Here is a 26421-nt window from a genome sequence, read left to right as displayed (position 1 = left end):
CGCCGACGAGGAGCTTCTCATGGAGCAAAGTGTCATCACACGGGTCGGCGAAGGTTTGTCCGCAGGGCGGGACAGCGCAACACAGTATGACCCGAGATACGACCCGCTGGTCTCGCCGGGACCGGGGCACGGCAAGCAATACGCGCCGACCTATTGGGCCGCGACAGCCGGCACGCCGCCGCCGGACGATGGTCCGATCACGAAAGATATCGACGTGGACGTGGCGATCATCGGCGCGGGATATACGGGGCTCGCAACGGCGCTGTGTCTCGCGCGCGAGCATGGCATCAAGGCTGTGGTGCTCGAGGCCAACAAAACCAGTTGGGGCTGCAGCAGCCGCAACGGCGGACAAGGGCAGAATGCGTCGGGACGCCTGTCGCGTTCCCAATGGATCGAGCGTTGGGGTAAAGACGTCGCGTTGAAAATGCACGACGAGATCCAGGAAGGCTTCGACAACTTCAAGTCGCTGGTAGCGGAAATCGATTGCGATCCGCAACCGGGTGGCCACTTTCTGATTGCACACCGGCCGCGCATGATGGACAAACTCGCCGCCGAAGCCAAAGTCTGGAAAGACGTTTTCGGTTATCCGTCCGAGCTCATCGATCAGGCCACGTTGCGCCGCGAATACGTCAACGATTGCGAGGCGGCTGGCGCGCTCCATGAACCCGAAGGCATCGGCATCCACGCGTTGAAGCTCGCGTATGGCTATCTGCGGCTCGCACGCGAAGTAGGTGCGCGCGTTCATCCGGCGAGCCCGGTGATCGGCTGGGAAACCATCAACGGCATTCATCATTTGCGCACGCCGGGCGGCGTCGTGCGGGCCCGCTCCGTGGGTATTGCAACCGGCGCGTACACGGCGCCGGACCTTCATCCTTCCCTGACGAGCCGGGTGATGCCGATCCTGTCGAATTCGATGGTGACGCGTCCACTCACGCAGCAGGAAATCGCCGCCTGCAATTTTCGAACGACCCAGGTGCTCACCGATACGCGCACGCTGCGTTTCTACTACCGCTTCCTGCCGGACAACCGGCTGCAGATCGGCAGTCGTAGCGCGATCACCGGTGCGGATGCGCCGAATCCACGCCACTACGAGTTGCTCATCGAAGGGATGGGCCGCAAGTTTCCGGCATTGCGCGGTGTCCAGATCGACTATTCATGGTGGGGCTGGGTGGATGTGAGTCACGACATGATGCCGCGCGTGTGCCAGCCGGATCCGAAACAGTCGGTGTTTTACGCACTGGGCTATGGTGGCAACGGTGTGTCATATTCCCAGCAGGCGGGGCGACGCCTTGCCGAACGGATTGCAGGTAAAGGGTCGAAGCAGACGTTGCCGATCTTCACGTCTCCATTGCCCGGCCATCCGTTCGCGCCGTTCCGTCGCATTGGACAACGGATGCTCTACCAGTTGTATTTCCGGCGCGACGAGAAACCTTGAGCGCGGCCTGCGTGCCGCGTTATCCGCAGCACGTTGTTCGCCAGCCGTCGTGCGTCACTTGCGCGGCGTTGCGCAGCCAGACAGGTCTGCGCGTTAAATCATAAGAAAAGACACGATGCAGCGGAACGCGCAAGCGTCCTCGCTCGATCCGAATTGACGGCGCTCAGGTTCCGGGGATGCGCGCAGCTTCGCATCCCGCACGACCGGCGCCGCCATCAACAGGATGTGGAGGTGACATGCAGGTATCGAACAAGAGTGAACTGAAGACCGGCCTTAAAGAGCGTCACATGACCATGATCGCGCTAGGCGGCGTGATCGGCGCGGGCCTGTTTGTCGGCAGCGGCGTGGTGGTCCAGCAGGCCGGCCCGGCGGCAGTTCTGTCGTTTCTGATTACCGGCGGCCTGATTGTGCTCGTCATGCGCATGCTCGGAGAAATGGCGTGCGCCATGCCGGCGGTGGGTTCGTTTTATGAATACGCGCGCCTCGCCTTTGCCGGCAAGCGCGGGCCGGGCAAACTGGCTGGCTTTCTGACCGGCTGGATGTACTGGTATTTCTGGGTCATTGTTGTGGCCGTCGAGGCGGTGGCCGGCGCGAAGCTGGTTCAATTCTGGCTGCCGGATACGCCGGCATGGGCGATCAGTCTCGTGCTGCTGGTCGTGTTGACCGCGACCAACCTGATCTCGGTGGGCAGCTACGGGGAGTTCGAGTTCTGGTTCGCGTCCATCAAGGTGGCGGCGATCATCGTGTTCCTGTTCCTCGGCGCGCTCTACGTGCTGGGTCTGTGGCCTGCGTCGATGCATACCACCTCGGTGATGCCGACGCTGCTGTCGCATGGCGGGTTGATGCCGAAGGGGATCGGACCGGTGCTGAGCGGCGCAGTTGCCGCGACCGGTTTTTACTTTGGCGCCGAGATCGTCACGATTGCCGCCGCTGAAGCACATGAGCCGGTCAAGGCCGTCGCCAAAGCCACCAATTCGGTAATCACCCGCGTGCTGATTTTCTATGTCGGCTCGATTCTGCTGGTCGTGGCGCTGGTGCCGTGGGACTCGCCGAAGATGGCGACACCGTATGTAAGCGCGCTCGATGCGATGGGTATTCCGGCCGCCGCGAACGTCATGAATGCGATCGTGCTGACTGCGGTGCTGTCCGCACTCAATTCCGGTCTTTACGCTGCATCGCGGATGATGTTTGCGTTGACTCGCCACGGCGATGCGCCGGCTGCGCTTGCCAAGGTCAATCGCCGCGGCGTTCCCGTTCGCGCGATTCTGATCGGCACCTTGTTCGGCTATGTGTCGGTCGTCATGTCTTACGTATCGCCCGACACGGTGTTCGCATTCCTTGTCAATTCATACGGCACGGTGGCCATTTTCGTCTACGTGCTGATCGCCGTGTCGCAGTTGAAACTGCGCGCCCGGCTCGAGCGCGAGGCGCCGGAGATGCTGCGCGTGAGGATGTGGTGCTATCCGTATCTGACCTGCTTCGCGATCGTCGGCATGATCGGCATTCTGGTGGCGATGGCGTTCATTCCGGACCAGCGCACGCCGCTGTGGCTCGGGGTGGTGAGTCTCGGCGTGCTGCTTGTGGCGTATGTATGGCGGGCCCGGAAAAGCGGCGTAGCGTCAACTGAGCCGGAATTCGTGGACTATCGGCCGCGTACTCACTGAGGCTTGTCCAGGAGGGGACTGTTTGATGTGCGGCGGTGGGTCGTTCGCGATCGCCGCCGCGCTTTGCTAATGAGAGGTTGGGGGCGCGGCGTCGCTACTTTGTCGCGGTCACCGTCGCCGCAGCAGGCTGGAGCAGTGGTCCGATGCGCACGGCGATCTCCTTGAGCTTCGGCACCGCTTTCAGGAGATCCTCAAGACTGGAACGCGCCGTGGGCGAATGAACGGCAAGCGCCGCGAGCACGCGGCCGTCCTCGACGTTGCGCACCGGCACGGCGACCGCCACCATCCCGCGCACGAACTCTTCGTTGTCGACGCCGATGCCGCGCATGGCGAGGCGGTCGAGTTCCGCTTCCAGTAGATCGATATCGGTCAGGGTGCGATACGTCATCGATTTGAGCGGCAAGCGCCGGATGACAAGTCCGCGCTCGGCCGAGCTCATCTGCGAAAGAAACAGCTTGCCGCTGGCGGTGCAATGAAGCGGGACGCGCGTGCCCGGTTGCATATGCAGACGCAAAGGTTCACTCGTCTCGACACGCTCGACGTACAGCACGGTATCGCCGTCGAGTACGGTGAGATTGCAGGTCTCGCCGAGCGACTCCACGAGCGTGCGCAGCAACGAGCGGCACGCACGCGTAAACGTGCTGTTAGCGAGCGTGGTCAGGGCGAGCTGCGCGGCGCGTGGCCCGAGTGCAATCGCGCGATCGGCGCCGCGCGAGTCCGGCATGTGCGTGACGTAACCGCGTGCTTCGAGCGACTCGATCAGGCGCATCAGGGTCGCCTTCGGAATCTGCAGACGTGAGGACAACTGGGAGAGCGAGGACGGTTGTCCGGCGGACGCAAGTTGCTCCAGCACGCTGAGCGCACGCAGGACGCGGGTGTCGTCGGCGGGTTCGTGAGCGGGTGAGGGGAGATGCGTGGTGTCTCTCATTGTCCTTCCCGAAGCAGATAACGATAAATGCAGCCCGAACGGATCAGTGACAACCCGGATGAACGCGCGCGGACAGATTGAAAAATGAAACGAAAAAGTCGGTTTTCGTACCGGATTATTCGATCGTAACCGGATTTGCTTGAAGTCGAAACTGCCATCCAATAAATTGGGACGAAATGATCCGGTTTTAAAAACAAGCCAGCAGCACGGAGACATCAATGGTACGGAGTTTCGACTACGTGGTCGTCGGCGCGGGATCGGCCGGTTGTGTACTGGCCAATCGCCTCTCCGAGAATGGCCGCTACTCGGTATGCCTGCTCGAAGCCGGGCCGCCCGACCGCTTTCTGTGGATCCATATCCCGATCGGCTACGGCAAAACCATGTTCCATCCGGTCTACAACTGGGGCTTTTACACCGACCCGGACCCGAACATGCACGACCGCAAGCTCTACTGGCCGCGCGGGCGCACGCTGGGTGGCTCCAGTTCCATCAACGGGCTGATCTACATTCGCGGTCAGAAAGAGGATTACGACCACTGGGCCGCACTCGGCAATCGCGGCTGGAGCTGGAAGGATTGCCTGCCATACTTCCGGCGGCTCGAACACAACGAACTGGGTGAGTCGCCGACACGTGGCGTGAACGGCCCGTTGTGGGCCTCCACGATCAAGCAGCGCCACGAACTCGTGGACTCGTTCATCGCGGCGTCAAATCGCCTGGGCGTCCCAACGGTCGACGACTTCAATCAGGGTGATCAGGAAGGCGTCGGCTACTATCAGCTGACCACTCGACGTGGCTGGCGGTGTTCGACGGCCGTCGCTTACCTCAAGCCCGCGCGTAGCCGTCCGAATCTGCTAATCGAGACCAACGCGCTGGCGTCGAAGATCCTCTTCGAAGGCACCCGTGCTACGGGTGTTCGCTATGTGCAGCACGGCAAGGTTCACGAAGTGCGTGCGCACCGCGAGGTGGTGCTGACCGCAGGCGCGCTGCAGTCGCCGCAATTGCTGCAGGTGTCGGGCGTTGGGCCGGCAAAATTGCTCAATGAGCTCGGTATTCCGGTGGTCGCCAATCGAGCCGGTGTCGGCGAGAACCTGCAGGACCACCTGCAAGTTCGTCTGACCTATGAAGTGACCCGGCCCATCACCACAAACGACCTGCTGCACTCCTGGACGGGCCGCGCAAAGATGGGGCTGCAATGGGCGCTGTTTCGCGAGGGGCCATTGTCTGTCGGCATCAATCAGGGCGGCATGTTCTGCCGCGCATTGCCGGATGAGGCGAAAACGCCCGACATCCAGTTCCACTTCTCCACGCTCTCAGCCGATACCGCAGGCGGCGACGTCCACGCATTTCCCGGCTGCACCTATTCGATTTGCCAGTTGCGGCCGGAGTCGCGCGGAAGCGTGCGGATCCGCACGAGCGACATGCGCGACGCTCCGTCGATCCAGCCGAATTATCTGGCAACCGATCTCGACCGGCGCACGACGGTCGCGGGTGTGCGTTTCGCGCGCCGCGTCGCCGCCACGGAACCGATGGCATCGCTGATGAAACGCGAAGTGCGGCCGGGCCGGGAAGCGCAAAGCGACGACGAGTTGCTGCATTTTTGCCGCGAATACGGTCAGACGATTTTTCATCCGTCGGGTACTGCGAAGATGGGCGTCGCGAGCGATCCGGGCGCTGTGGTCGACGAACGATTGCGTGTGTATGGCACGCAAGGCTTGCGGGTGGTCGATTGTTCGATCATGCCGACGCTGGTCTCCGGCAATACCAACGTACCGATCGTGATGGTCGCTGAGAAGGCGTCCAGCATGATTCTCGAGGATGCCCGCGCCGGCGATCTTCCGGCTGGGCAAGTGCAATCGCGGAGCATGGAAGCGCAATACTGAAGCAACAGCAGAAACAACGAAGCGAAGTGGCCACAAGAAGTAAAACGATCGCTACCTGACTCGCTGCATCCGAAGTCGATAAAAGCAGCGTGCAAGCGGCGGAATTCGTGCCCCAGGAGGAGACAGACGGGGGCTCAAATGTGCTGCGTTGCCGGGACGGCACGCGGCCATCCATTGGAGGAGGCGCTATGGCAATCGATAAGCGGGTTATCCGCCGCGTTGCATTCGCGAGCGTGATCGGCGCGACGGTCGAATGGTATGACTTTTTTCTGTACGGCGTCGTCGCGGGCATTGTGTTCAACAAGCTTTACTTTCCCGCTCACGATCCGCTCGTCTCGACCATGTTGGCCTACGGCACATTCGCCGTCGGCTTCATCACGCGGCCGCTCGGCGGCGTGATCTTCGGCCACTTCGGCGACAAGGTCGGACGCAAGTCCGCATTGATCTGCACGTTGATCATCATGGGGGTTTCGACGGCAGGGGTTGCCTTCGTGCCGACCTTCGATCAGATCGGCATCTGGGCGCCGATTCTGTTGCTCTTCCTGCGCGTGTTGCAGGGCATCGGGCTCGGGGGCGAGTGGGGCGGCGCGGTGCTGATGGCCTATGAATATGCGCCGCCGAACCGGCGTGGTCTCTACGCGAGCTTGCCGCAGATCGGTTTGTCGATCGGCTTGTGCCTCGCGTCGGGCATTGTCGCGGGCATTTCCCGGCTGCTGCCGGAAGCGGCGTTTCTTTCTTGGGGCTGGCGGGTCGCGTTCGGCGCTTCGTTGCTGCTCGTCGTGCTCGGCCTCTACATCCGCCTCAAGGTGATGGAGACGCCTGAGTTTCTCGCGCTCAAGCGCAACCGCCGCGACGTGAAAATCCCCTTCGTCGATATGATCACGCGCTACCGTAGTTCGGTGCTGCTCGGCATGGGCGCGCGCTGGATCGACGGGGTGTTCTTCAACATTTTCGCGGTGTTCATGATCGGCTACCTCACGCAGCGTCTTTCGATGAGCCGCACTGAAGCGCTCACCGGCGTGATGATCGCGGCCATGGTGATGTGCTTCTTCATCCCCTTCTTCGGCAGGATGTCGGACCTGATGGGACGTGCGCGCGTGTATCGCTGGGGTTCGCTGATCTGCGGCGCCTCGGTGCTGCCGGCGTTCTGGCTGATGGAGACACAGTCCGGCAATACGTTGGCCGTGTGGCTCGGCGTGGTGATTCCGTTCGGCATCTTCTACGCGATGGTCTACGGTCCGGAAGCCGCGCTCTTTGCCGAGCTGTTCGATCCGGAGGTGCGCTATACCGGCATCTCGTTCGTGTATCAGTTCTCGGGCATCTTCGCGAGCGGCCTCACGCCGATCGTCGCGACGGCGCTGCTGCGTCTCGACGGCGGCAAGCCTTGGTATGTGTGCGGCTACGTGATTCTGTCCGCGCTGCTCTCAGCGTGGGCGGCGCGAGCGATGGAGCGGCGCACGAAACCCTTCGATGAGATGGCGACCGTGCGTTGATGGCGCGGCCTGCCGGTTTGATGTGGGCGAGGTGCTGCCCAGGACGTGGGATTCTGTTTATAATAAAAACGGAACAAAATGTACCGAAAATTAACATGATCCGGCGGCGCCGAGCAAACATCCCCGCAGCGGGGAGGAGAATGAAGTGACTGATTTCGTGACTGCCAAACCCGACAGAATGGTCGCGGTACGAACCGTTTTCGGCATCGATTCCAGCCTGATGGTGCCGGCTTTCAGCGAGCGCGACGACCATGTGCCGGAGATCGACGAGGTCTACCGCTTCAATCCGGAAGTGACGCTGGCGATTCTGGCCGGCTTCAGCCGCGATCGCCGGGTGATGGTGCAGGGCTTGCACGGTACCGGGAAGTCGACGCACGTCGAACAGGTTGCGGCTCGTCTCAACTGGCCGTGCGTGCGTGTCAATCTCGATGGCCATATCAGCCGCCTCGATCTGGTCGGTAAAGACGCGATCGTGGTGCGCGACGATCTGCAGGTCACCGAGTTTCAGGAGGGGATCGTGCCATGGGCCTTGCAGCGCCCGGTTGCCCTGATCTTCGACGAATACGATGCGGGGCGCCCGGACGTGATGTTCGTGATCCAGCGCATTCTCGAGCGCGACGGCAAGTTCACGCTGCTCGACCAGAATCGCGTGATTCATCCGCATCCGTATTTCCGCATGTTCGCCACCACCAATACGGTGGGGCTGGGTAATCTGAACGGGTTGTATCACGGCACGCAGGTGCTGAATCACGCGCAGGTGGATCGCTGGAACGTGGTGGCCACGCTCAACTATCTGCCGCGCGAGGAAGAGGCCGGCATCGTGCTTGCACGGGTACCGGAACTGGCTGACGAGGCGGGACGTGCGCTGATCGAGTCGATGGTGAGCGTGGCGGAACTCACCCGCAAGGGCTTCGCGAGCGGTGACCTGTCGACGCTGATGTCGCCGCGCACGGTGATCAACTGGGCGGAGAACTGCCAGATTTTCCATGATCCCGCGATGGCGTTTCGCCTGACCTTCCTGAACAAGTGCGATGAAGCAGAGCGCTCGATCGTGGCCGAGTATTTCCAGCGCTGCTTCGGTATTGAACTCGAGGCCGCGGCCAAGGTTGAAGACCACGCAGCGGGCATCCGCTGATGACGTCTGACAGGCAAGCGACGTTGCGCGCGGAGCAACGCGAAGCCCTGTGCGCCGCGACCGTGCGTGCGCTCACAGGCGACGCCACGTTGCATTACCGCGAAGGCCGTTTGTGCCGCGACCTGCGGCCTTTGCCCTTGCACGCGCCGCATCTGCGCACCGATCCGCAGCAGGACGATTTCGCATCCCTGCGTGGCGCCGCCGATGGCGCTGCCTTGCGACTCATGCACTCCGACGCGGCGCTGCACAGCCGGCTATGCCCGACGGACCGTGTCGAGCGACTGGTATTCGAACTGCTCGAGCAACTACGGTGCGAGACACAGACGCCGCCTGGCATGCCGGGTCTGGTGCAGAATCTGCGCGATCGTTTCGAGGCCTGGTCGCTGGCCTTCTACCGCTCCGGGCTCGCCGAAGACCACCTCGGCATCCTCCTGTACACCGTCGCGCAGATTGCGTGGTCGCGCCTGACGGGCTGGCCTGTGCTCGAACAGACCGAAGGCCTGATCGAAGCCACGCGCGCGGCGATCGTTCCGGTAGTGGGCGTCTCGCTGGCGGGTTTGCGCAGGCATCGACAGGAGCAGGGCGCGTTCGCTGTCCATGCGCTCGAACTGGCGAGGCTGGTGGGTGACATGATCCGAAGCGCGAGCGCCGAGGCGCTGGACGATGCGCAAGATGATCCGCAGGAGAGCGACGAGAAAGCCCCGCGCACAGCGTTCTCGCTCTGGTTCGACGTCGAGGACGACGAGTACAAGGACATGGCCGTTGCGCTCACCGGCAGAAGCCGCGTGCTCGAGGCCTCCGAGCAGGGTTATCGGGCCTATACCGCGCGCTACGACCGCGAGATTTCGCCAGGCACGCTGGTCCGTAAAGCTTTGCTTGGCGAGTTTCGCGAGCGGCTCGACGAACGCGTCGCTGCCCGGGGCATCAACGTGGCGCGGCTTGCGCACGCGTTGAAGGCGGCGCTGGCGATTCCGCAACGCGATGGCTGGTCGTTCGGTGAAGAGCATGGCCGTATCGACGGACGGCGTCTCGCCCAACTGGTTAGTTCTCCCGCTGAGCGGCGTCTGTTCCGGCTGGAACGAAACACGCTCGTGGCCGACTGCGTAGTCGGTTTCCTGATCGATTGCTCGGGCTCGATGAAAGCGCATATCGAGCCGGTGGCGATCATGGTGGACATCCTCACGCGCGCGCTCGACCAGGCCGGCGTGACCACCGAGGTGCTGGGTTTTACCACCGGCGCCTGGAATGGCGGCCGCGCCCGGCTCGACTGGCTGGCGCAGGGCCGGCCGTCTCATCCGGGCCGGCTCAATGAACTGTCGCATCTGGTGTTCAAGAACGCCGATCAGAGCTGGCGACGCGCCCGCGCCGACATTGCCGCGCTCTTCAAGGCGGACCTGTTTCGCGAGGGCGTGGATGGCGAAGCGGTCGACTGGGCTTGCACGCGTCTCGTCGCCCGTCCTGAGGCGCGGCGGATTCTGATCGTGATCTCGGATGGCAGTCCGATGGATAGCGCGACGGGCCAGGCCAACGACGCCTTCTATCTCGACAACCATCTCAAGGCCGTCGTGGCACGCCATGAGGCCTCGCGCGATGTGGAGGTGCTGGGCCTGGGTGTGGGACTGGATCTCAGTCCGTATTACCGTCGCTGTCTCGCGGTGGATCTTTCCGCGCCGCCCGACATGAAACTGTTGGCAGGGATTGTGGGTTGGATCGGCGCACGCGGGCAGGGCGGCAGGCGGTGACCGCTCCCGCCGCGGCCTGACTCCGAGTGGGTCACGACGCGAGCGGCGTAGTGTGTGCGTCCTGGGGTGCTTCTGCCGTTTGCGCCTGCACGGCAGTCACCGCAATCACGTAGTAGATATCGTCGGCGCTGCAGCCGCGCGAAAGATCGTTGGCCGGCTTTTTCAAGCCTTGCAGCAAGGGGCCGATTGCCTTCGCATCGCCGATCCGCTCAGCCAGCTTGTAGCCGATATTGCCGGCCTCGAGACTCGGGAAAATCAGCACGTTAGCGTGCCCTTGAACCTGCGAATGCTCGATCTTGCGCATGGCGATCTCGGAGACGAGTGCCGCGTCCAGTTGCACGTCGCCGTCGATCGCCAGATGCGGGCGCTGTTCCCTCACCTGTCGCGTTGCTTCCACGACCTTGTCGACTGCAGCGTGCCGGGCGCTGCCGCTGGTCGAAAACGACAGCATGGCCACGCGCGGCTCCTCCATCAGCAGGCTTTGCGCGCTGTCGGCAGCCGCCATCGCGATCTGGGCCAGTTCGCCGGCGTCCGGGTCCACCACCAGTCCGCAGTCGGAGAAGATCAAGCCGCCTTTGAGCGTGTGGAAGGGCTCGCACAGCATCATCAGAAAGAAACTCGATACGAGCTTGAAGGACGGATGAAGGCCGATGATCTGGATCGCCGTGCGGACCACGTCGGCGGTGGTGTGCACGGAGCCGGCCACCGAGCCGTCGGCGTGACCGAGCCGGACCATCAGGTTGGCGAAGCAGAGGGGATTGAGGATCTCCTGCCTGGCTTCGTCCGGCGTCATGCCTTTCTTGCTGCGTAGTGTGAAGAGCGCTTCGGCAAACGAGGGCGCGAGCGGCGAGGTCGCTGGATCCACCAGTTCCATGCCGGACAGTTCGATGTTCTGCTCGGCAGCGGCCGCGCGGATGCGCGCACTCGGGCCCACCAACACGATGCGGGCGATGCCTTCACGCGTGGCGCGGCGCGCGGCCTCCAGTATGCGAGGATCTTCCGCTTCGCAGAGCACGATGCGTCTCGGCGAGGAGCGGGCGCGTTCGATGATGCGGTTGATGGCTTTCATGGCACTGGGCGGCAGTCATGGTTGAAAAGACGGCGCAGCAAATGAAGGCGGCGGGAGACGCAACAGGCAGCCAACGAATGCGGCCGAAAACAAAGCGGGCAGAAATCAGGCCTGAGACAAAGAAGCCGGAAACGGCAGGGGATATCCCGTTTCCGGCCCGCCGGGCGCGAGGTGATGTGCTCCCCGCGCCCGGACCATCAGACAACGGAAAGATCAGACATAGTCCTTGTACTTGTCGAGCAGGCGCACCGGCTTGGCCAGCGCATCGCGGCGGAACGGATCGCCGAGTTCGCGGGTGCACATGATCTCGATGATGGTGGTCTTGCCGTGGTTCATCTGCGCATCGATCGCACGCTTGAGCGCCGGGCCGACGTCCTCGAGCCGGTCCACCGTCACACCCTCGGCGCCCATCGCACGAGCAATGCCCGCGAAGCTCTGGTTGTCGAGTTCACCGGCGACGAAGCGGCGGTTGTAAAAGTCGACCTGGTTCTTCTTCTCGGCGCCCCATTGCCGGTTGTGGAAGACCACCGCGGTGACCGGAATGTTGTGGCGCACGCAGGTCATGGTTTCCATCAGACTCATGCCCCACGCGCCGTCACCGGCGTAAGAGACAGCGGGGCGATGCGGCGCCGCAACCTTGGCGCCGATGATGGTGGGGAACGCGTAGCCGCAATTGCCCCAGCTCATCGCGGCGAAGAAGCTGCGCGGCTTTTTGAAGCGCAGGTAGCTGTTGGCCACCGAGTTGATGTTGCCGATGTCGGTGGAGACCATCACGTCGTCCGGCATGGCCTTTTCGAGCTCGCGCAAAACCTGGCGCGGGTGCAGATAGTTGCCGCCGCCGGGCGTGCGCTCGTCTTTCTGCTCCTCGATCATGTCCATGCTGTAGGGGTCGCGCTCGTGGGTCCAGCCGTCGAGCTCCTTCTCCCATGCCGCCTTCTCCGCGGCGATCTCGCCGGCGCGTTCTTCACGCGAGGCGTCGCAGACGAGCGTGCGGCCTTCGAGGCGCTGCGCCAGTGCAACCGCTGCGGCCTTGGCGTCGCCGCAGATGCCGACGGAGATCTTCTTCACAAGGCCAAGCATCTTGTGGTCGGCATCGATCTGGATGATCTTGGCGTTCTGCGGCCAGTAGTCCATGCCGTGTTGCGGCAGCGTGCCGAACGGTCCCAGACGCGAACCGAGCGCGATCACCACGTCGGCACGCTGGATCAGTTTCATCGCGGCCTTGGAGCCTTGATAGCCGAGCGGGCCGCACCACAGCGGGTGGTCGGCGGGGAAAGAGTCGTTGTGCAGGTAGCTGTTGACGACCGGCGCACCCAGACGCTCGGCGAGCGCCTTGCATTCCTCGATCGCATCGGCCATGACCACGCCGCCGCCGGAGATGATGACGGGGAACTTGGCCTGGGCGAGCAGTTCAGCCGCTTCGTTCAGGCGCTGATCGCCGCCGGGGCCGCGGTCGAGACGCTGCGGTTGCGGAATCTCGGCCTTGATCTGGCCGTAGAAATAATCGCGCGGAATGTTGAGCTGGGTCGGGCCCATCTCGGCCAGCGCGCGATCGAAGCAGCGGCCGGTGAATTCAGCCATGCGCGCGGGATGGGTGACGTGGCCCTGATACTTGGTGAATTCCTGGAACATGGGGAGTTGCTTCGCTTCCTGGAAGCCGCCCAGGCCGATGCCCATGGTGCCCGCCTCGGGCGTGATCATGACCACGGGGCTGTGCGCCCAATAGGCCGCGGCGATAGCTGTCACGCAATTGCTGATACCCGGGCCATTCTGGCCGATCACCACGCCATGGCGGCCTGACACACGGGCATAGCCGTCGGCCATGTGACCGGCGCCTTGCTCGTGCACCACGGGAATGAGGCGGATGCCGGCGGGCGCGAAGATGTCCATGGCGTCCATGAAGGCCGAACCCATGATGCCGAACATGTCGGTCACGCCGTTTGCGGCCAGGGTTTCGACAAAAGCTTCTGACGGGGTCATGGCCTGCGGGCCGCTAACGGGGGTGTGATCGCTCATGAGGGTTGTCTCCGATGTTTAATGAAACCGAAACAATTTGTTCCGAAAAGTGCTTATCTAAAATGTAGAGCATGCACCTATGATGGTCAATAGGTGATGAGAAATAAACGGTACAAGTTGTCTCGAAAATTGAAGAATGTGATGCAGGGCGGAATGCGTGGGCGGCTCAATCCCACGGCAGCGAATAGGTCTTCACGTTGGTGAAGCTTTTCATCGCTTCCTGGACGCCTTCCTTGTAGCCAAGACCCGAATCCTTGATGCCGCCAAATGGCGTCAACTCGAGCCGGTAGCCGGGCACTTCGCGCACGTTCACGCTGCCCACCTGCAGCTCGGCGATAAAGCGCGTGATGTAATCGAGGCGATTCGTGCAAACCGAAGACGAGAGCCCGTAGTCGGTCGAATTGGAAATCCGGATCGCGTCGTCGATATCGCGAAAGCGGATCACTGGCGACACGGGTCCGAAGGTTTCGTATTTGACGAGCGGCATGTCAGGGGTGACGTGATCGACCACGGTGGGCGAATACAGCGCGCCTTCGCGGCGATTGCCCACCAGAAGCTTCGCGCCGCGGCTGATCGCATCGTTCACCTGAGCTTCGAAGAATTTCGCTGCGGCTTCGTCGATGACGGCGCCCATGTCGTTCGCCGGATCGGTAGGGTCTCCATAACGTATGGCGCGGGTCTTTTCCACCAGCAGTTCGACGAAACGGTCGGCCACCGCCTCGTGCACCAGAATGCGCTTGACCGCGGTACAACGCTGGCCGGAGTTCTTGTAGGAGCCTGAGACGGCGAGCGTGCTGGCTTCTTCCAGGTCGGCGTCTTCCATCACAATGATCGGATCGTTGCCGCCGAGTTCGAGCACCGCGCGTCGATAGCCCATCTTGCCGGCGATGTATTTACCGATCTGCACGCCGCCCGTGAAGGTGATCAGATCGACGTGCTCGTTCGTGATCAGTTCGTCGGCAATGTCTTTCGGGTCGCCGGTGATGACCTGCAGCATTTCTTGCGGCAGACCGGCCGCGTAAAAGATATCCGCTAGCAGGTACGTGGACAGCGGCACCTTCTCGGAGGGTTTAACGACGATGCGATTGTTGGTCGCGATGGAGGGCACGATTTTGTGCGCAACCTGATTCATCGGATGGTTAAACGGGGTGATCGCGGAAATGACGCCGAGCAGGGGATCGCGCTGGGTGTAGACGCGGCGCTTCTTGCCGTGTGGCGTGAGATCGCAGGAAAACACCTGGCCGTCGTCTTTGAGCGCCTCATTGGCGCCGAACGTCATCACGTCGGCCACGCGGCCTGCTTCGTACACGGAGTCTTTCTTGCACAGGCCGGACTCAGCGGTGATCAGATCGGCGATTTCTTCAGTACGCCGGCGGACCCTATCCGCTGCGCGCAGCAGGATCTGTGAGCGCTCGTAGCGCGTCAGCCGCGCCCGATATTGGTGTGCCCAGGCAAAGGCGCGCCGTACGTCGGCCACCGTCGCCTTGGGCACCGTGCCGACCAGTTCACCGTTGTAGGGGTTAAAAACATCGATGATCTCCGCGCGCCGGATTGCTTCTCCGCCGATGCGCAGCGCTTCATGACGAACCTGCGGCGACGGCCAGACTTTCGCGATCGAATTCATACTGCGCTCCAGCGATAACAGACAGCTGAAGTATTGCGGAGGGCACCGTCATCGGAGTAGTGCCAGCCGCCGCCAATCGCTGAGTCCACGCCGGTCTTCTACCATCACACCCGGCCTTTCCACGGCACCAGCACGCGTTCGAGGTGGCGCATCAACAGGTCAAAGCACAGAGCAAAGAAGCCGATGACGATGATGCCCATGATCACCACGTCGCTGGCGAGAAACTCCGCGGCGTTGAGCACCATGAAGCCGAGACCGCTGGTCGACGCCACCATTTCCGCGGCGACGAGCGTCGTCCAGCCGACACCGATGCCGATCCGCATACCTGTGAAAATCTCCGGCAACGCGGATTTCAGAATCACATACAACACCACCTGTGTGCGCGAGGCGCCCATCGAATAGGCCGCATGAATCTGCTCGATCGACACGGACCGTACGCCTGATCGCGCGGCAATTGCGAGCGGCGCGAAGATGGCCAGATAGATGAGAAAGACCTTGGAGAATTCGCCGATGCCGAACCAGATGATGATGAGCGGCAAATAGGCGAGCGGCGGCAGCGGCCGATAGAACTCGATAGGCGGATCGAAGATGCCGCGTGCAAAGCGTGAGACGCCCATCATCACGCCGATGGGAATCGCGGTCACGCAGGCTAGCGCGAAGGCGCCGAACACGCGCAGCAAGCTGATGCCGGTATGTTGCGCGAGCGTGGAGTTGGCGAAGCCTTCTGTCGCGACGTAGATGAACTTGGCGTACACCGCTTGCGGCGACGGCAGAAAGAGCGGCTTGATCCAATGCAGGTTAGTCGCGACAAACCACAGCCCGATGAACAGAGAGACCGTGATGAGGCTCGTGACAACGCTGCTGCCCTGGCCGGGCACGCCGAAGGTGTCGCCTGGCCGCGCGGGTTTCTTGGCGAGCAGTCGTGGACGTCGACCGGGTGTGCGTGGAGGCTCCATCGGCGTGTCGGATCCGAGCGAGGCTTGCTGGCCGTGCGCCAGTGCATGAGCCCGTTTTGAACTAAACATGTGTCACCTCGGCTTCGGCGGCGTGCATTTTCTCGTCGCCGTAAATGATGCTGAGCACGCGTTCGCGCATTTCTATGAAATCGGGGCTCGACTTGATGGCGCGCGCGTCGCGCGTCTCCAGGAAGCGTCGATTGAAATCCAGTTCGTAGGTATGCGTGATGCGCCCAGGGCGCGGCGACATCACGATCAGGTGGCTGGCCAGAAAGAGCGCTTCCTCCACGCTGTGCGTGATGAAGAAGAACATCTTGCTGGTTTTCGTCCAGACGTCGAGCAGCAGCTCCTGGATGGTTTCGCGGGTCAGCGCGTCGAGCGCGGCCATCGGCTCGTCCATCAGCAGCATGGCGGGGTCGCAGGTCAGCGCGCGGGCGATGCCCACACGCTGCTGCATCCCGCCGGAAAGCTGATAGATCATGTGCTTGTGAAAGTCCTGCAAGCCGACCAGCGCGAGATTGCGCGCGGCGATGTCGCGCCGCTGCGCTTTCGGCACGCCCTGAAGCTTCAAGCCGAACTCGGCGTTGTCGATCACGTTGAGCCACGGCAACAGGGCATGCTTCTGGAACACGACGCCACGGTCGGCACCCGGTCCGGCGATCGGCGAACCGCCGAGCAGCAACTCGCCGCTGGTCGGCGCGATGAAGCCCGCCATGAGCGAGAGCAGGGTTGTCTTGCCGCAACCCGATGCACCGAGCGCGACGACGAAGTCGCCCGAGTTGATCGTCAGATTGATGTTGTCGAGCGCGTGCACGGTCTGGCCGGCCTTGCGCCCCGGAAAGACCACGCTCACATTCTTGACTCTCATGCTTTCCATGTTGCCTCCTGATTCGACGGAACCGGCCTACGTCATTTGAGTTTCATTGCCGCTTCGGCGTAAGCCGGGGTCACGAACTTCGAGTAATCGGGCAACACCGCGCTGATCTGTTTCTGATCCTTCAGGAAGTTCGCCGTGTCCTTCAGCGCGAAGGTGGCGCGGCCGGCACTGCCGCCGCCCAGCCATTGCGATGAGGCCTGCTCCTGGAGCGTCGGGAACGCATAGAGCGAGAGCGATTCCGGCACGTCGGCCGGCGAGCCGCCGATCATCTTGGCGATGGCCGTAGCCTGCGGCGAAGTCGCATTCCATTGCGCCGTGTTCTTGCGGTATTGATCGTCGGCGTCGGCGATGGCTTTCACGAGTTTTGCCATGAAGTCCTTATGCGCCTCTCCCCATTGGCGATCGACAGCAATGCCGTCGAAGGTCGGTTTGCCGAGCTTCGACAGGTCGCCGGACGTAATCAGGACCTTGCCGTTCTTCTTCAATTGCGCGAGCGCCGGGTCCCACACGTAGGCGGCGTCGATATCGCCGCGCTCCCACGCTGCGACCAGCTGGTTCGGCTGCATGTTGAGGATCTTCACCTCGGACGGATTGATGCCCCAATGCTGCAGCGCGAACATGGTGTGATAGTGCGTCGTCGATACGAACGGCACGCCGATCGTCTTGCCCTTCAGATCGGCTGGTTTGGTGATGCCGGAGCCGTTGCGTACGACCATCGCCTCGGCCTGGTTGATGTTGTCCAGAATCCAGAAGAGCTGCAGGTCGAGGCCCTGGCTGACTGCGGCGGCGAGCGGGCTCGAACCGATCACGCCGACCTTCACGTCGCCCGACGCCATGGCGGTCGCGACCTTCGCGCCGGATTCGAACTGGCGCCAGTTGATCTTGTAGCCCGTGTCCTTCTCGATGGAGCCGCTCGCGATCGCGACGACCCATGGGTCGACGATCTGTTGATAGGCTATCGTGACCTCCTTGTCCTGCGCGTGACTGGCTGGCGCCACCACGCAGGCGAGTGCTGCGAATGCCGCTACCGTCATGCGGCGCGTCAGATGGCCGAACCAGCGGGACAGCTTTTGGGGGTTGTCGCTTTTCATCGTAGGTCTCCAGAATGGCCGTGCAGGCACGCGAGTACACGTGAATCCAACCTTCGCCGACGGGGGCTTGTCCCAATCGCCGGCAATGGGGTGATGCGAGTATCGTCAGTAAAAAATGTTGCGGGTTAGGGCCAGACGTGGCTGATCGTTGAGTCCACACCCTTGCACCAGAGTGGGCCGTTGCGCCGATCTCGCCGGCAGCCGGCCGGGCTGGTGGCTCACGCTTTTTTGCGCGTTCACAATGCCGGTGTCCGCCTTTGCGCGGGTGGGCCCCGCCTATAAAAATCAGGAGAAAGCATGGCAAGTCGCACCTCGGTGGCCCTATGGACCCAGCGGTTCCAGCGCTCACCCGAGTCGAACATGAGCCTCCAGGGTCAGATTCGCCAGATGCTGGTGGCCGCGATTCTGGACGGCCAACTGCTGCCGAATCACGCGCTGCCGTCCAGCCGGGAGCTGGCCGACCAATTGAGCGTTGCGCGCAATACGGTCGTGTTGGCTTACCAGCAACTGGTTGAGGAGGGCTATCTGCTTTCGCGTGAGCGCAGCGGGCATTTCGTCAACCCGGCCATCCTCGAGGGGCGGCACGAATTTGCGCCGCTGCAGACGGTCCCTGGACAGGCGGCCAACGAGGCGCTCGCAAGGCCGGATTGGGACCAGCGCGTCAGAAGACGGCCGTCCTCGCAGCGCAATATCGTCAAGCCGGGCAACTGGCTGAGCTACGAATACCCCTTTATCTACGGGCAGTTCGACCAGTCGCTGTTTCCGACTAACGACTGGCGCGAATGCTGCATGAAAGCGCTGTCGGTGATGGAGATTCGCAACTGGGCGCCGGATCTGATCGAACGCGATGACGATACGCTGATCCAGCAGATCCGCACACGAGTGCTGCCGCGGCGCGGCGTGTTTGCGATGCCCGACGAAATCGTCGTGACGATCGGCTGCCAGCAGGCGCTCTATCTGATCGCGGATCTGCTCGCGAGCGAGCGGACCACGATTGGTTTCGAAAACCCCGGCTATCCGGATGCCCGCAATATCTTCGAGAACCGCAATGCGCGGCTGCAGCCGCTGCCTGTGGATAGCGGCGGCGTGCGCCCGGCCGAGGACGCCGATCTGCTCGCGCAATGCGATTACGTCTATGTGACGCCGAGTCATCAGTGCCCGACCACGGCCACCATGCCCATCGAGCGGCGTCATGCGCTGCTGGAACAGGCGCAGGCCCATGACTTCGTCCTGATCGAGGACGACTACGAGAGTGAAAACAACTTCTCAGGCACACCGCATCCGGCGTTGAAGAGCCTGGATACCGCAGACCGGGTGATCTATATCGGCAGTTTGTCGAAGACGTTTGCGCCCGGGTTGCGGCTGGGTTATATCGTCGGGCCGCGCGAACTGGTCCGCGAATTGCGCGCGCTGCGGCGCCTGATGGTGCGGCATCCGGCCGCCTATATTCAACGCGCCTTTGCCACCTTTCTGGCGCTCGGGCACCACGATGCGCTGCTGCGGCGGCTCGCTCACGCCTATCGGGAACGCGCGCAGGCGCTGATGACGGCGCTCGACACGCACCTTCCGGAAGCGCGTTATCTGCCGGTCGGCGGTGGCGCGTCGTGCTGGGTCGAAGGGCCGCCGTGGCTCGATGCGACACAGCTCGCCGCGGATGCGCAGGCACACGGCATCCTGATCGAGCTCGGCCGGGTTTTCTTCATGACGGGACTGGAGCAGAACCACTGCTTCCGGATGGGCTTTTCGGCCATCAAGCTCGAAAAGATCGATGAGGGCGTGCGCCTGCTCGCGGAGCTTGTGCGCGCGCAGCAGCCCGAGGAATAGGCGGGCCGCGCTAGAACGTTTTAGCGAGTTGCTGAGCGGCTTCCTGCAGGCGCGGCACGAACTCGAGGGCGCGCGACAGCGGCGCCCGCGAAACCGGCGCATGAACGGCGATCGCCGCGATGCAGGTGTTGTTCTCATCCATCACCGGCGCGGCGACACACGCGATGCCAGCGACAAATTCCTCATTGTCGATGGCGATGCGCTTGTGCGCGGTGCGGTCGAGTTCCGCTTCGAGCAGTTGGGGGTCGGTGATGGTATTCGGCGTGAAGCGTTCGAGCTTCAGCGTGCGGACGAGCGCGCTGCGTTGTTCGCGCGGCAGCATGGCCAGCAGCAGCTTGCCGCTCGCGCTGCAATGCGCCGGTACGTGCGAGCCGGGCTTGAGATCGAGCCGCAACGGCCAGGGCGCTTCGAGCCGGTCGAGGTAGAGCACCTCGGTTTCGTGCAGCATCGTAAGGTTGCAGGTCTCGCCGAGATCGGCCACCAGATTCGACAGGATCGCATGCCGCAACCGGCGGGCACCCGAGTGCATCATGACGCCAAGACCGAGTTGCGCGAGACGCGGCCCGATCACGTAGGCATTCTTCTGACCGGGTTCGCGGATCACGAGACCACCGGCTTCGAGCGAAGCCAGCATGCGATGCAGCGAAGCCTTGGGTAGATCGACGTCCTGAGCAATGTCGGCTAGCGACACCGGACCTTCGGCGCGGACGAGATGTTCCAGCAGGGCGAACGCGCGCAGGGTGGGAGTATCCGCTTTAGTCATGGTGCCGTTCCGGAAAATGGATCGGCGTCATTGTACCGTGTGCCTTTGTCGGCCAAGGTTTTCGCAGGATTGGGGCAGATCCGGCGTGTAATTCCAGCGCAGATCATCCCGTTTTTCGGAATGCGCTGCGGCGCGCTATTTCGGCGCTACTGCCGGAATGTCTTGGCGGTTTCCTCCGCGGCCAGCCGCAGATCGGGCAGGAAGGCCAGCAGATCGTCGAGTACCACCCGCCCGACGGGCGCCTGGACGGCGATGGCCGCGCACGCGCGATTGCGATCCAGCATGACCGGCACCGCGATCGCGATGAGCCCCTGCAAATGTTCCTGATTGTTGATCGCGAGCTGGCGCCGCCGCGTGATGGTCAACTCCTTGCGTAGCTCGCCGCGATCCGTAATCGTCCGCTCGGAATAGGCGCGCAGCGGCAAGGTTTCGATCACCCGTTCGCGCCGGTCTTTGGGAAGAAAGCTGAGCAACAGCTTGCCGCTTGCCGAACAGTGCAGCGGCACGTGCGAGCCGGGTTGAAGGTGCATGCGCAGCGGCCACTCCGTTTCCACCCGGTCCACATAGACCACGTCGTTGCCGGCCAGCATCGTCAGATTGCAGGTCTCGCCGATTTTGGCCACCAGCTGTTCAAGCAGCACATGGCGGGCAGCGGCCGGGCCCGCATGCATCAGCACATTGACCGCCAGCATGCGCACGCGCGGCGAACACTCATACAGCCGGTCGCCGGCGCTGCGCGTGACCAGCCACGCATCCATCAACTGCACCAGAATGCGATGCACGGTCTGCTTGGGCAGTTCGAGGGCATGGACGAGATCCGTCATGGAAAGCGGGCCGCTTGCCTCAGCCAACGTCTCGAGTACGCGAAATGCGCGTACGGCTGCCGCATTCGATTGATTCGAAGTCGTCACGCTGTCTCCTCAATGTCGTAGTTATAGGTTGGATTGTGCATCGGTCTGTTTAGTTTTCGGGACTATGGAAAGTCCCGAATTTCGCACTTTTCGATTCTGGCCCGCTTAGCGCAAGGGATAGTTCAAAAAACGGGACTCCGAAGCAGGTACGGCTCACTAGATTGGTACCAACGCCAATTTTTTCAGTCCGGAGTGAACCGTATGAACGTTAGGGCCACAGAAGCGGAAGCTGCGCACGCTGCTACACACAGCGAAGTCGAGCGCGTCGTCGCGTTACTGGTCGGGCGTGCGCGCGCCGCACAGCGCGAATTCGAGGTCGCGGGGCAGGACGTGCTCGATGCCGCCGCCGCTGCTGCCGCGTGGGCGATCATGGAGCCCGCCCGCAACCGACGGCTTGCCGAGCTGGCGGTGCGCGACACCGGTCTCGGCAACGCGGACGACAAGTTCCGCAAGAACTATCGCAAGACGCTCGGGCTGTTGCGCGATTTGCGCGGGCAGAAGACCACGGGTGTGATCGCGCGTCATGAGGCCACCGGCATCGTTGAGATCGCGCGGGCGGTCGGCGTGGTGGCGGCGATCACACCGTCCACCAATCCGGCGGCCACGCCAATCAACAAGATCGTCAACGCGCTCAAATGCGGCAATGCGGTCATCGTGGCGCCTTCTCCGAAGGGCTATTCGTCGTGCGCGCTGCTGATCGAATTCATTCACGCGCAATTCGCCAGAGTCGGGCTCGCGGCCGACCTTGTCCAGATGTTGCCGGCACCGATCAGCAAGGCGGCCACCGCTGAACTGATGCGGCAGTGCGATCTGGTCGTGGCGACCGGCTCGCAGGCGAATGTGCGGATGGCCTACGCCAGCGGAACGCCTGCGTTCGGCGTGGGCGCAGGGAACGTTGCGTCGATCGTCACGGCGTCTGCCGATTTGCACGATGCGGCGCACAAGATCGCGCGCTCGAAAACGTTCGACAACGCTACGAGTTGTTCATCCGAAAACAGCGTCGTGATCGAAGACGCGGTGTACGCAGACATGCTGGCCGAACTGACTGCCTGCGGCGGCGTGATGCTCGACGCCGCACAAAAGGCGCAATTGCAGGCCGCCTTGTGGTCGAACGGCAAGCTGGCGGCACATTGCACCGCGCGCTCGGCCACGGCGATTGCACGCGCGGCGGGACTCGACGACATCGCCGCACGCGAGCCCGCGTTTCTGATGGTGGAGGAGACCGGCTTCGGCGCTGATTACCCCTTCTCGGGCGAGAAGCTTGCGCCGGTGCTGACTGTTTATCGCGCGCAAACCTTCGACGCCGCTGCCGACATCGTGCGCGGCATCTACGGCTACATGGGTGCGGGACACTCGGTCGGCCTGCACTCCAGCGACGCGGGCCAGGCGGAGCTGCTCGGTTCAGCGTTGCCGGTTGCGCGCGTGATCGTGAATCAGGCGCATTGCCTTGCGACCGGCGGCAACTTCGATAACGGCTTGCCATTCTCGCTTTCGATGGGATGTGGAACGTGGGGCCGCAACAATTTCTCGAGCAACCTCAACTTTCAGCATTACCTGAACATCACGCGCGTGGCCTACCCGATCGAAGAGCGCGTCCCCGAACTGGACGACGTACTCGGGGATTTCTTCGTGAGGTATGGCAAATGACGACGCCTCACACCATCCGTGCGCTGATCGACGCGCGTGCTGCGCAGTATCCCGACAAGCCATTCCTGCTGGCCGCGCCTGAATGTGCTGAAGACGGCGGCGCTGTGCTGCGGCCCGACGTGCTGACCTTCGCGGAACTGCGCGACGACTGCCGTGCGCTCGAGACGGTTTTCCAGGAAGCAGGCTTGCAGGCCGGCGATGTCGTGTCGGTCTTCATGGGCAACGGCATCCATACGGCAAGGCTGCTGCTCGCGGCGATGTACAGCGGGCTCGTCGCCAATCCGCTCAATCTCTTGTGCCAGCCGTCGCAGTTGCGCTACATCGTGGAGCATTCGGACACGCGCATGGTTTTCGTTTCCGGCGAGACGCACGCGGCGATGTCGGGCGCGATCGCGGAGTTGCGCGAGCAGGGATTGACCCGCGACATCGCGTTGTTGCGGACGTCGCCCGATGCCGATGTTGCACCGGTGCCGACCTCCGTCGAACCCGTGCTGGCGGAAGCGGCAGTGTCTTTGGATGTGCACGCAAAACCGGCTCAGCGTGTGTCACGTGCGACATACGAGGCACACGCGAAACATATAGAAACATGGGATACCGAAACGCCCACAACCGGCGACCCGGCTGCGAGCGACGTAGCACTACTCATGTACACGTCCGGCACCACAGGCGCCCCAAAGGGTGTTCTGCTGGACCAGCGAAACCTGCTGGCCAATGCGCGCAATATCTCGCGCGAACATCGGCTCGGCACTGGTGACCGGGTCTTCGCAGCCTTGCCGCTTTATCACATCAATGGTCTCGTCGTGACGCTGCTTGCGCCGCTTTTTCATGGCGGGTCGGTGGTCATGGCGCCGCGGTTTTCCGCGCGTACCTACTGGCGCGATGTCGCGCGCCACGGTTGCACATGGATCAACGTGGTGCCGACGATCGTCGCCTATCTGCTCAACAACGACGAACCGTGCACGGCCGATCTGTCCGCGCTGAGATTTTGCCGCAGTGCGTCGGCGGCGCTGCCGGTCGAGCATCACCGCGCGTTCGAGGCGCGTTTCGGAATCGGCATCATCGAAACGATGGGCATGACCGAAACCGCTGCCCCCATGTTCAGCAATCCATACGACCCGGCAAGCCGGAGAATCGGCAGCATCGGTCTGCCGTCAGGCGGCGAAGCGAAGGTGATCGACCGTGACGGCCGCGAATGCGCAGCCGACGAATGCGGCGAACTGGTGCTGCGTGGCGAACAGGTCATGCGCGGCTATTACAAGCGCGCGGGAGAGACGCGGGCGGCCTTTACCGCCGACGGCTGGCTGCGCACCGGCGACCTCGGCTATCGCGACAGCGACGGTTATTTCTACATCAACGGCCGTGCAAAGGAATTGATCATCAAGGGCGGCGAAAACATCGCCCCGCGCGAGATCGATGAAGCGTTGCTCAAACACCCCGGTGTGCTGGATGCGGCGGTGGTGGGCGTGCCGGATTCCGCTTACGGCCAGGAGATCGTCGCCTTCATCGTGCCTCGCATTTCAGAGGGGGCGGGCGCGCTCGATATCGCGGATCTGCGTGAGCACTGTCTACGCGAACTGGGCCGCTACAAGACGCCGAAGGAGTTTCGCTTCATCGCGGAACTGCCTCGCGGACCATCGGGCAAGGTGCAGCGGCTAAAGCTCGTGCCCACCTGACGGGCCGCGTATCGGCATGCGCAGCGGCATGCCCGGATCGCGCCAGCAAGCAGAGGAGGGCGCGAGTCGAGGCGTACGCGGCGCGACGCAGTACGACGTACGGATCGAACGAACACAGACGCCCCCGGCGTCACATAAGAGACACAGGAGACAGCATGCAAGCGCACAAGCGGCGTGTGAAGACGCGCCACATCATCCTGGCCGTCATGTGCCTGATGTATTTCATCTCGTACATCGACCGTGTGAATATTGCCGTGGCCGGTCCTATCATCCGGCATGAAATGGGTCTGACGACGGTTCAGCTCGGCCTCGTGTTTTCCGCTTTCGCTTATCCGTACGCGTTCATGCAGGTCATCGGCGGCTGGCTGTCGGACAAGTACGGGCCGAAGCTGGTGTTGACGGTGCTGTCGCTGATCTGGGGGGCGGCGACGCTCGCCACCGGCTTCGCCGGCAGTGTGGCAATGCTCGTCGCGTTGCGCTTCGCGCTGGGCATCGGCGAGGGCGGAGGTTTCCGACGGCGACGCGTGCCTTTACCTACTGGATGCCGGTGGCGGAGCGGGGTTTCGCACAAGGTATTACCCATAGCTTCGCCCGCCTCGGCGGCGCGGTCACGCCGCCGCTCGTGCTCGCGGTGGTGGTGGCGGGCGGCTGGCGCGACGCGTTCATTCTGCTCGGCGTGGCGAGTCTCGCGTGGACGGTGCTGTACCTCTGCGTCTTTACGAACTCACCGGAGCAGAACCGGCGTGTGACGCCTGAGGAAACGGCCGAGATCGGCTATCGCGCGGGCGACTGCGAACGCGCCAAGCGTGCGGCCACGCCGTGGCGCAAGCTGATCCGTCGTATGTGGCTCGTCACGTTCGTCGACTTCTGTTACGGCTGGCTGCTGTGGGTCTATCTCACCTGGTTGCCTTCGTACCTGAAGGAAGCCCGCGGTTTCGATCTCAAGCAACTGGCGCTGTTCACGGCGCTGCCGCTGCTCGCGGGCGTGATCGGCGACACCCTGGGTGGCGTCGTTTCGGATCGGCTTTACAAGCGCACCGGCCGGCTGCGCTTTGCGCGCTGCGCCGTGCTGGTGGTGGGCATGGGCGGCTCGCTCGTGTTTCTGTTGCCGATGGTGTCTGCGACCAATCCGCTGATGGCGGTGCTGTACCTGTCGGCGTCGTTCTTCTTTCTTGAGATCACGAATCCGGTGTTGTGGACTTTGCCGCTAGACATCGGCGGTCGCTACGCGGGCACGGCGGGCGGCATGATGAATACGGGCTTCGGCGTCGCCGGCATGATCTCGCCCGTCGTGTTCGGCTATTTGATTGAGACGACGGGCAGCTATAACGTGCCGTTCACGATTTCCGCGTGCTTGCTCGGGGTGGGGATCGTGGCCGCGTTTTTCATCGATCCGGCGAGGACCGTCGAGGCCGACGAGGAGCGCGAGCGGCTCGAAGGCAGGCCGCTGGACAGCATGCCCGCGTTTCTCCAGGCGAGCGCCGCGGTGCGGCTGGAGCGGCATCATCTGCGCCGTCCGCTGCGCTGGTGGAGATAGGGTGTTCAGGTGAATGGGCGGACGGCAGACGGCTCCGCCCATGGCATGCCGCGGCTCGCGCATAAATAGGCGGCTCCGTCTCCTTGCTGTGCCCTCATCCTGAGCGCCGCGCCGCAAACAGTAAAATGAAAATAGTTGCGGCGTTGCTGCGTTTTT

At 62.9% G+C, this 26421-nt stretch carries 18 protein-coding genes and 1 pseudogene; 10 read left to right on the top strand and 9 right to left on the bottom strand.

Annotated features, from left to right (window positions below; all coding sequences use genetic code 11):
• Positions 1-19: 19 nt before the first annotated feature.
• A complete protein-coding gene (locus BM438_RS03105; RefSeq protein WP_093632861.1) occupies positions 20-1435 on the top strand; it encodes an NAD(P)/FAD-dependent oxidoreductase in 1416 nt (471 codons plus the stop codon).
• 236 nt (positions 1436-1671) lie between these two features.
• Entirely contained in the window at positions 1672-3099 is a 1428-nt protein-coding gene (locus BM438_RS03100) for an amino acid permease (protein WP_093632860.1), read from the top strand.
• A gap of 94 nt (positions 3100-3193) precedes the next feature.
• Here the strand turns inward: BM438_RS03100 and BM438_RS03095 are convergent, their stop codons facing one another.
• Entirely contained in the window at positions 3194-4027 is an 834-nt protein-coding gene (locus BM438_RS03095; protein ID WP_093632859.1) for an IclR family transcriptional regulator, read from the bottom strand.
• A 218-nt stretch (positions 4028-4245) separates the two neighbouring features.
• Here BM438_RS03095 and BM438_RS03090 point away from each other — a divergent pair, with 218 nt between their 5' ends.
• The 4 genes from BM438_RS03090 (at position 4246) to BM438_RS03075 (ending at position 10277) form a co-directional block, all read left to right on the top strand.
• Complete coding sequence (locus tag BM438_RS03090) at positions 4246-5907, top strand: GMC family oxidoreductase (RefSeq protein ID WP_093632858.1); 1662 nt, start codon at positions 4246-4248, stop codon at positions 5905-5907.
• Between the two features lie 188 nt (positions 5908-6095).
• Entirely contained in the window at positions 6096-7400 is a 1305-nt protein-coding gene (locus BM438_RS03085) for an MFS transporter (RefSeq protein WP_093632857.1), read from the top strand.
• 145 nt (positions 7401-7545) lie between these two features.
• Entirely contained in the window at positions 7546-8535 is a 990-nt protein-coding gene (locus BM438_RS03080) for an AAA family ATPase (RefSeq protein WP_093632856.1), read from the top strand.
• Positions 8535-10277 carry a cobaltochelatase CobT-related protein gene (locus tag BM438_RS03075; protein WP_093632855.1) on the top strand — a complete coding sequence of 581 codons (1743 nt, stop codon included), beginning with the start codon at positions 8535-8537 and terminating at the stop codon, positions 10275-10277. The genes BM438_RS03080 and BM438_RS03075 overlap by 1 nt, the downstream gene beginning before the upstream one ends.
• A 31-nt stretch (positions 10278-10308) precedes the next feature.
• Here the strand turns inward: BM438_RS03075 and pta are convergent, their stop codons facing one another.
• The 6 genes from pta to tauA all read right to left on the bottom strand — a co-directional run bounded on the left by pta (position 10309) and on the right by tauA (position 17853).
• On the bottom strand, positions 10309-11346 hold the full coding sequence (pta, locus tag BM438_RS03070) for a phosphate acetyltransferase (protein WP_093632854.1): 1038 nt from the start codon (positions 11344-11346) through the stop codon (positions 10309-10311).
• Between the two features lie 213 nt (positions 11347-11559).
• Positions 11560-13362 (bottom strand): sulfoacetaldehyde acetyltransferase, encoded by a 1803-nt coding sequence (xsc, locus tag BM438_RS03065; protein WP_208620603.1) that lies wholly within the window; start codon positions 13360-13362, stop codon positions 11560-11562.
• A gap of 166 nt (positions 13363-13528) precedes the next feature.
• Positions 13529-14986: a phosphonoacetaldehyde dehydrogenase gene (phnY, locus tag BM438_RS03060; protein ID WP_093632852.1), complete on the bottom strand. Its 1458-nt coding sequence runs from the start codon at positions 14984-14986 to the stop codon at positions 13529-13531.
• A 104-nt stretch (positions 14987-15090) separates the two neighbouring features.
• Positions 15091-16011, bottom strand: coding sequence for an ABC transporter permease subunit (locus BM438_RS03055; RefSeq protein ID WP_200619660.1), 921 nt, complete (start codon positions 16009-16011; stop codon positions 15091-15093).
• On the bottom strand, positions 16004-16819 hold the full coding sequence (locus BM438_RS03050; RefSeq protein ID WP_093632851.1) for a taurine ABC transporter ATP-binding protein: 816 nt from the start codon (positions 16817-16819) through the stop codon (positions 16004-16006). Before BM438_RS03050 ends, BM438_RS03055 begins: the two co-directional genes overlap by 8 nt.
• Before the next feature lie 32 nt (positions 16820-16851).
• Positions 16852-17853 (bottom strand): taurine ABC transporter substrate-binding protein, encoded by a 1002-nt coding sequence (tauA, locus tag BM438_RS03045; RefSeq protein ID WP_093633233.1) that lies wholly within the window; start codon positions 17851-17853, stop codon positions 16852-16854.
• 354 nt (positions 17854-18207) lie between these two features.
• Here tauA and pdxR point away from each other — a divergent pair, with 354 nt between their 5' ends.
• A complete protein-coding gene (pdxR, locus tag BM438_RS03040; protein WP_093632850.1) occupies positions 18208-19734 on the top strand; it encodes a MocR-like pyridoxine biosynthesis transcription factor PdxR in 1527 nt (508 codons plus the stop codon).
• Positions 19735-19744: 10 nt separating this feature from the next.
• Here pdxR and BM438_RS03035 read toward each other — a convergent pair whose 3' ends face one another.
• Positions 19745-20497, bottom strand: coding sequence for an IclR family transcriptional regulator (locus BM438_RS03035; RefSeq protein ID WP_093632849.1), 753 nt, complete (start codon positions 20495-20497; stop codon positions 19745-19747).
• 146 nt (positions 20498-20643) lie between these two features.
• Positions 20644-21408, bottom strand: a complete 765-nt coding sequence (locus BM438_RS03030; RefSeq protein WP_093632848.1) for an IclR family transcriptional regulator — start codon at positions 21406-21408, stop codon at positions 20644-20646.
• A 201-nt stretch (positions 21409-21609) separates the two neighbouring features.
• Between BM438_RS03030 and sauS the strand changes: the two genes are divergently transcribed.
• The 3 genes and pseudogenes from sauS (at position 21610) to BM438_RS03015 (ending at position 26265) form a co-directional block, all read left to right on the top strand.
• Positions 21610-23055, top strand: coding sequence for an acylating sulfoacetaldehyde dehydrogenase (gene sauS, locus BM438_RS03025; protein WP_093632847.1), 1446 nt, complete (start codon positions 21610-21612; stop codon positions 23053-23055).
• Complete coding sequence (locus BM438_RS03020) at positions 23052-24728, top strand: AMP-binding protein (RefSeq protein ID WP_093632846.1); 1677 nt, start codon at positions 23052-23054, stop codon at positions 24726-24728. The genes sauS and BM438_RS03020 overlap by 4 nt, the downstream gene beginning before the upstream one ends.
• 155 nt (positions 24729-24883) lie before the next feature.
• Positions 24884-26265, top strand: a pseudogene (locus BM438_RS03015) (MFS transporter).
• Positions 26266-26421 lie beyond the last annotated feature (156 nt).

This window comes from Paraburkholderia aspalathi (assembly GCF_900116445.1).
Taxonomy (GTDB): Bacteria; Pseudomonadota; Gammaproteobacteria; order Burkholderiales; family Burkholderiaceae; genus Paraburkholderia; species Paraburkholderia aspalathi.
This window is presented reverse-complemented; position numbering and strand designations above follow the sequence as displayed.